Source organism: Streptomyces sp. JJ36 (assembly GCF_021696945.1).
In the GTDB taxonomy this organism is placed as follows: domain Bacteria; phylum Actinomycetota; class Actinomycetes; order Streptomycetales; family Streptomycetaceae; genus Streptomyces.
The window spans coordinates 1-5,240 of sequence record NZ_JACYHE010000136.1 but is presented as its reverse complement, the minus strand read 5'-3'; the positions used below and the strand labels follow the sequence as shown (position 1 = coordinate 5,240).

The following is a 5,240-nucleotide window of genomic DNA, read 5'->3' as shown; positions in this document are numbered from 1 at the left end:
GGTCCGCGGCGCCACGGGCGCCGCGCCGCCGGGCGCCGCGACCGCGCCGCGCGTCCGTCGGGACCACGGTCACCACGAAACCCCGCTCGCCGCCGGCCTCGTCCGTGCCGCCGGCGCGCTCCCCGCCGTCCGCCGCGCCGGACTCCGGGGCGGCGGGGTCCGGGGCGGCGTCCTCCCTGACGTCGATGACGGTGGTCATGGGGTGGATGACGGCTCCGGCGCGCTCGGCGAGGTGGAGGTAGTTCTCGGTGAGCGTGTTCTTGGCGCCACGCCGGCAGCCGGTCATGCACTCGCCGCACTCGGTGCAGGCACGCCGGGCGGGTCCGGCGCCTCCGAAGTACGGGTCGGGGACCTCGGCGCCCGGTTCGGCCCGGGGGCCGCCGGCCGCGGTCTCCCCGTCCGCGGCAGCGGGCCCGTCCTCCCCGGCGTCCCCGTCCCCGGCGGGGACCGCGTCACGGCCGTCGCCGAAGAAGACCCCGACCGGCGCGAGGTGGAAGGTGTCGCCGCAGCCCATGGCGTCGGCGGCGGCCTTGAGGTGGACGTCGGAGGGCGTCATGGTCGGGTTGAGCCGCACGCCCAGCATGCGCTGCGCCTGGTCGTAGTAGGGCCGCAGCTCGTCCTGCCAGTCGGTGATGTGCCCCCACTGCCGGTCCTGGAAGAAGGCGGGCGGCGGCACGTAGAGGGTGTTGGCGTAGTTGAGGGAGCCGCCGCCGACCCCGGCCCCGGCCAGGATCATGACGTTGTTCAGCAGGTGGATCCGCTGGATGCCGTAGAGCCCGAGGGCGGGCGCCCAGAGGTAGTTCCGCACGTCCCAGGAGTTCTTCGGCAGGGACTCGCGGGTGAAGCGGCGGCCGGCCTCCAGAACCCCCACCGAGTAGCCCTTCTCGCTCAGCCGGAGCGCGGCGACCGAGCCGCCGAAGCCGGAGCCGACGACGAGGACGTCGTAGTCGTACGTGTGCACGGGAAACCTCTCTCCTTGACTCCCGCTCGGGGGACGGGAACCTCCGCTCGGGGCGGGCGGGTCAGCGGAAGCGGAGCGCCTTGAGCGCCTTCAGCGAGCGGTTCATGAAGGCGGCGTAGGCGGCGTCGTCCATGCCGAGGGACGGCGCCATGGGCAGCAGCCGCTGGTGGGCGACGGTCTGCGCCTCGGTGAACTTGAGGATGCCCTCGGAGCCGTGCCGCCGGCCCAGGCCGGAGTCGCCCATGCCGCCCATCGGGGACTGGACGCTGCCGTAGGCGGGGGCGTAGCCCTCGTTGATGTTCACCGTCCCGGTGCGCAGCCGGGCGGCGACGCGGTGGGCGCGGCGGCCGTTCCGGCTCCAGACGCTGGAGTTGAGGCCGTACGGCGTGGCGTTGGCCCGCTCGATCGCCTCCTCCTCGGAGGTGCACCGGTAGACGGAGACGACCGGCCCGAAGGTCTCCTCGGCGCAGACCGCCATGGGGGCCTCGACGCCGTCCAGGATCGTCGGCTCGTGGAAGAGCGGGCCCACGTCCGGACGGGCGCGGCCGCCGGCGAGCACCGTGGCGCCCTTGGCGACGGCCTCCTCGACGTGCCGGCGTACGGTGTCGAGCTGCCGCTGCGAGACCAGCGAACCCATCTCGGCGCCGTACGCCAGGGAGGTGCCGAGCCGCAGGGCCTTCGTACGGGCGACGAAGCGGTCCAGGAAGGCGTCGGCGACGGCCTGGTGGACGTAGAGCCGCTCGACGGAGATGCAGAGCTGACCGGCGGAGGAGAAGGCGGCGCGCACCGCGCCCTCGGCGGCCTTGTCCAGGTCGGCGTCCTCCAGCACCAGCATGGCGTTCTTGCCGCCCAGTTCGAGCGAGCAGCCGACCAGCCGTCCGGCCGCCCGCCGCGCGACCTCACGGCCGGTGGCGGTGGAGCCGGTGAAGGAGACGTAGTCGGCGCGGTCCACGACCTCGGGACCGACGACCGGCCCGTCACCGAGCACCACCTGCCACACCTCGGCGGGCAGCCCGGCCTCGATCAGCAGGTCGCGGGCCCAGAGCGCGGTGAGCGCGGTCTCGGTGTCCGGCTTCATCACCAGGGCGTTGCCCGCGACCAGCCCGGGGAGGGCGTCACCGACGGAGAGCTCCAGCGGGTAGTTCCAGGGGGCGATCTGGCCGACCACACCACGCGGCTGGCGCAGCTCGGTCACCTTGGTGAGCACCGGCACGGCACCGGTGTGGCCGCGCGGGCGCAGATAGGCCGGCGCCTTGCGCCCGTAGTGCCGGGCCGCGACGGCGACGGCCAGCACCTCCTCGTGGGCCTGGAGCCGGGTCTTGCCGGTCTCGAGCTGGACCAGGTCCAGCACCTCGGAGTGGCGGGCCAGCAGCAGGTCGTGGAAGCGGAGGAGCACCGCGGCCCGGCGCCGGACGGGCAGGGCGGCCCAGGCGGGCTGGGCGGCGCGGGCCCGCTCGAAGGCGGTGGCCACGTCCTCGGGGGTGGACTCGGGCAGCTCGGTCAGCCGCTCCCCGGTGAACGGGGCGTGGCTGACCGTGCTCCCGGAGCCGACGACGCCGGCGGTGAGGCGGGCGACCAGGGCGGGGGTGACCACGTCCGCGGCCGTACGGGCGCCTGCGGGCGCGGGGGCGACCGGATTGCCGCCGGTGGTCGCGTCGCTGCTGACTGTTGCCTGCGAGTCCGTCATGGAGCGAGCGTAAGGGCGGTCGCGGGGGCCCGCATACCCAGCGGTAACCACTTTTCACGGGTCGTCCACAATCACGCCAGTGAACGCTGGCACCTTTCCCGGCGCAGCCCTCCCGACCAGGCCGGTCGGCGGCCCCGCGGTACCTTCCGCGGCCCGGACCGGCGGTCAGAGCGCCGTGCTCCGCAGGCTCTCCACCGGCTGGTCGTGTGCCCGCCGGACGGTGCCCTGGCCGCCGTCCCCCCGCGGGTGCCGAGCGGTCGCGGCCGCCTGCCAGGCGGCTCGCGGCCGGTTTCGCCGGCCCGGGTGCGGTGGCGGTGCGGGCGGGCTCGTACGCCGGACCGCGCGGCCCGGGTCGTCCGGTGCGGAGGCCGCGATCGGTGGCGACGGCGGGGAGGACGGCGACGCCCGGCCCGCCGGGCCGCGCAGCCGGACCGCGCGGCCCGCGGTTCAGCGGTCGAGCACCCGGTAGGTGTCCACGGCGCCCTCGAACCAGCGGTCCACGGCGTCCCGTTCGTCCTCCGGGCCGATCACCAGCACCAGATGGTAGCGAGCGCCCAGCAGCATGGCGCGGTTGCGGACGTACACGTCCCGCCCGCTGGCGTCCTTCCAGGTGTAGGTGCCCTCCGCCATCGCGGTGTCCCCGACGTCGATCCGGCGCAGACTGGAGGCGGAGGACCAGGCGGAGGAGCGGAAGGGCTCCAGTTCCGGCTCGCTCTCGCTCTGGTACGCCATCGGATCGGTGCCGAACTCCGCTGCCGTGTCCCGGCCCTTGACGACGACCATCTCGAAGTCACCCTGGTCGAAGCGGACCTGACCGCGCGCCCCGGCGACCCTCCGGTCCCAGCCCTCGGGCACGGCGATACGGAAGCCGCTCGGGTCCTGGTGCATCCGGAAGCCGTCCGCCGCGGCGGCCGGCGCCGAGGTCTGCGGACGGGTCCGCTGCCCGGCGGCGGAGGGCGTGCGCGCCTCCCGCCCGCCGGCTCCGGCACCGTCGTCGGCGCCCTTCCGCCCGTCCGCGCCGTCCTCACCGGGCCGCTCGGACGGCCCCGGGGTGGCCGCCGGGTCGCCGAGGGAGCCGCGCTGGCGGTTCTCGCCACCGGCGCCCGCGGTGTCCTGCTTCGGCAGGAACATCACCGCGTAGAGCACACAGAGGACGAGGGCGAGCAACACCCCGCCCAGCAGCAGCCGCCCGAGGCTGCGCGGGCTGCTGGACCGCGTCGCGCGCGGCGGCCGCGGGGCCCGCGGCGCCCGTTCCGCCCGCGGGGCCCGGGGCTTCCGGGTCCGCCGTGGCGCGGGGGCCTCGGCGGACGGGCCCGTCCCGTCCAGGCCCAGCTCGTGCAGACCTCCCGCACGCGGCGCTGACCGCGCGGCGGCCTGCGCCGCGCCGCGGCGGCGTCCCCGCCTGCGGCGCACCAGCTCGCCGCGGCGCCGCCGGATCGGCAGCCGCCGCGGGTCCGCCGGGCCACCCGGCTCCAGGGACGGCGGCGCGTGCACCGCCCGGCGCCCCACGTCCGGCTCCGGCGCCGAGCGAATCAGGGAGCGCAGCCAGCCGCGCAACACCTCGAAGTCCGGACGCTCCGCCGGGTCCTGACGCAGCAGCGACTCCACGACCGGGCGCAGCGGGCCGCAGTCCTCGGCGAAGGCGGGCGGCTCCGCGCACACCAACTGCACCAGCTCCGCCGCGCTCTCCTCCGGGTACGGCGCGTGGCCCTGCACGGCACGGAAGAGCAGCACGCCCAGCGCCCACAGGTCCGCGGCCGGCCCGACCGGCGGTGCCAGCCGCCAGTTCGCGTGCACCGGGCCCGCCTGCTCCGGCGCCCAGCGCTCCGTCACGGCGCCGACCACCGTCGTCCTGGCCTGCCGCGCCCGCTCGGCGGAACGCAGGGTCGCCGGGCCGCGGTAGCGCTCCGGCTCCTCGGAGCCGGGCACCTCCGCAGCCTGGTGCGGGAGCGCGTTGCCGTGGTGGTGCCCGCCCTGAGACCCGTCGTGGGGTACGTCGTGGGGTACGTCGTGACGCCCGTCGTCCGGAGCACCGGCCTGTGCCGGGACCCGTGCCGGAGCCCCGGGCGCCCAAGGGGTGGGCACGGGACGGCTGGCGCCCTGCCGGGTGCCGGGCAGCGCGGTGGGCCCGGCACCCGACGGGGCCTCCCGGGCCGGGAGCCCCGGGCCCGGAGCCCGGTCCACGGGGCGGCCGTACGGCCGCCCCCGGGGCCCGTAGGCGGCGCCCGGCTCCGGTACGTCCGGGGCACCCGGGGCGGGCCCCGTGTCGTCCGCCGGGCGGTTCCCCGTGCCGCGGGGCGTCGCCCACCAGTCCTCGCGCCGCTCCGGGGTCTCCGCCCGCAACCGGGCCGCCGCCTGGGTGCCGGCGTGGTAAGCCGCGATGGCGCGGTGCCGCGCGGCCCGCTCGCCGCCGGGCCCGTCCCCGTCGGCGGGCCCACCGGGGCCCGGGCGTCCGTCGCGGGCGGAGTCTCCGGGCGCCGGGGCGTCCCTGCCTGCCGGGCCGACCCGCTGGAAGCCCGCGGGCAGCGGGCCCTGTGCGGCGCTCGGCAGCGGCGTGCCGCCCGCGCCGGACGCGCCGCCACCGGCCTCCCC

General features: G+C 77.3%; 2 protein-coding genes and 1 pseudogene. All 3 read right to left on the bottom strand.

What is annotated here, in order from left to right:
• Nucleotides 1-961, bottom strand: a 961-nt coding sequence (locus HOY81_RS26595) for an NAD(P)-binding protein (protein ID WP_237323265.1), incomplete at its 3' end; no start/stop codon positions are given.
• A 61-nt stretch (nucleotides 962-1,022) separates the two neighbouring features.
• Entirely contained in the window at nucleotides 1,023-2,648 is a 1,626-nt protein-coding gene (locus HOY81_RS26590) for a succinic semialdehyde dehydrogenase (RefSeq protein WP_237323264.1), read from the bottom strand.
• 447 nt (nucleotides 2,649-3,095) lie between these two features.
• Nucleotides 3,096-5,240, bottom strand: a pseudogene (locus HOY81_RS26585) (hypothetical protein); the annotation flags it as partial.

Bases quoted from the DNA above. Each gene is read 5' to 3' on its own strand.
- HOY81_RS26590 (WP_237323264.1), bottom strand. From the start codon at position 2,648: ATGACGGACTCGCAGGCAACAGTCAGCAGCGACGCGACCACCGGCGGC.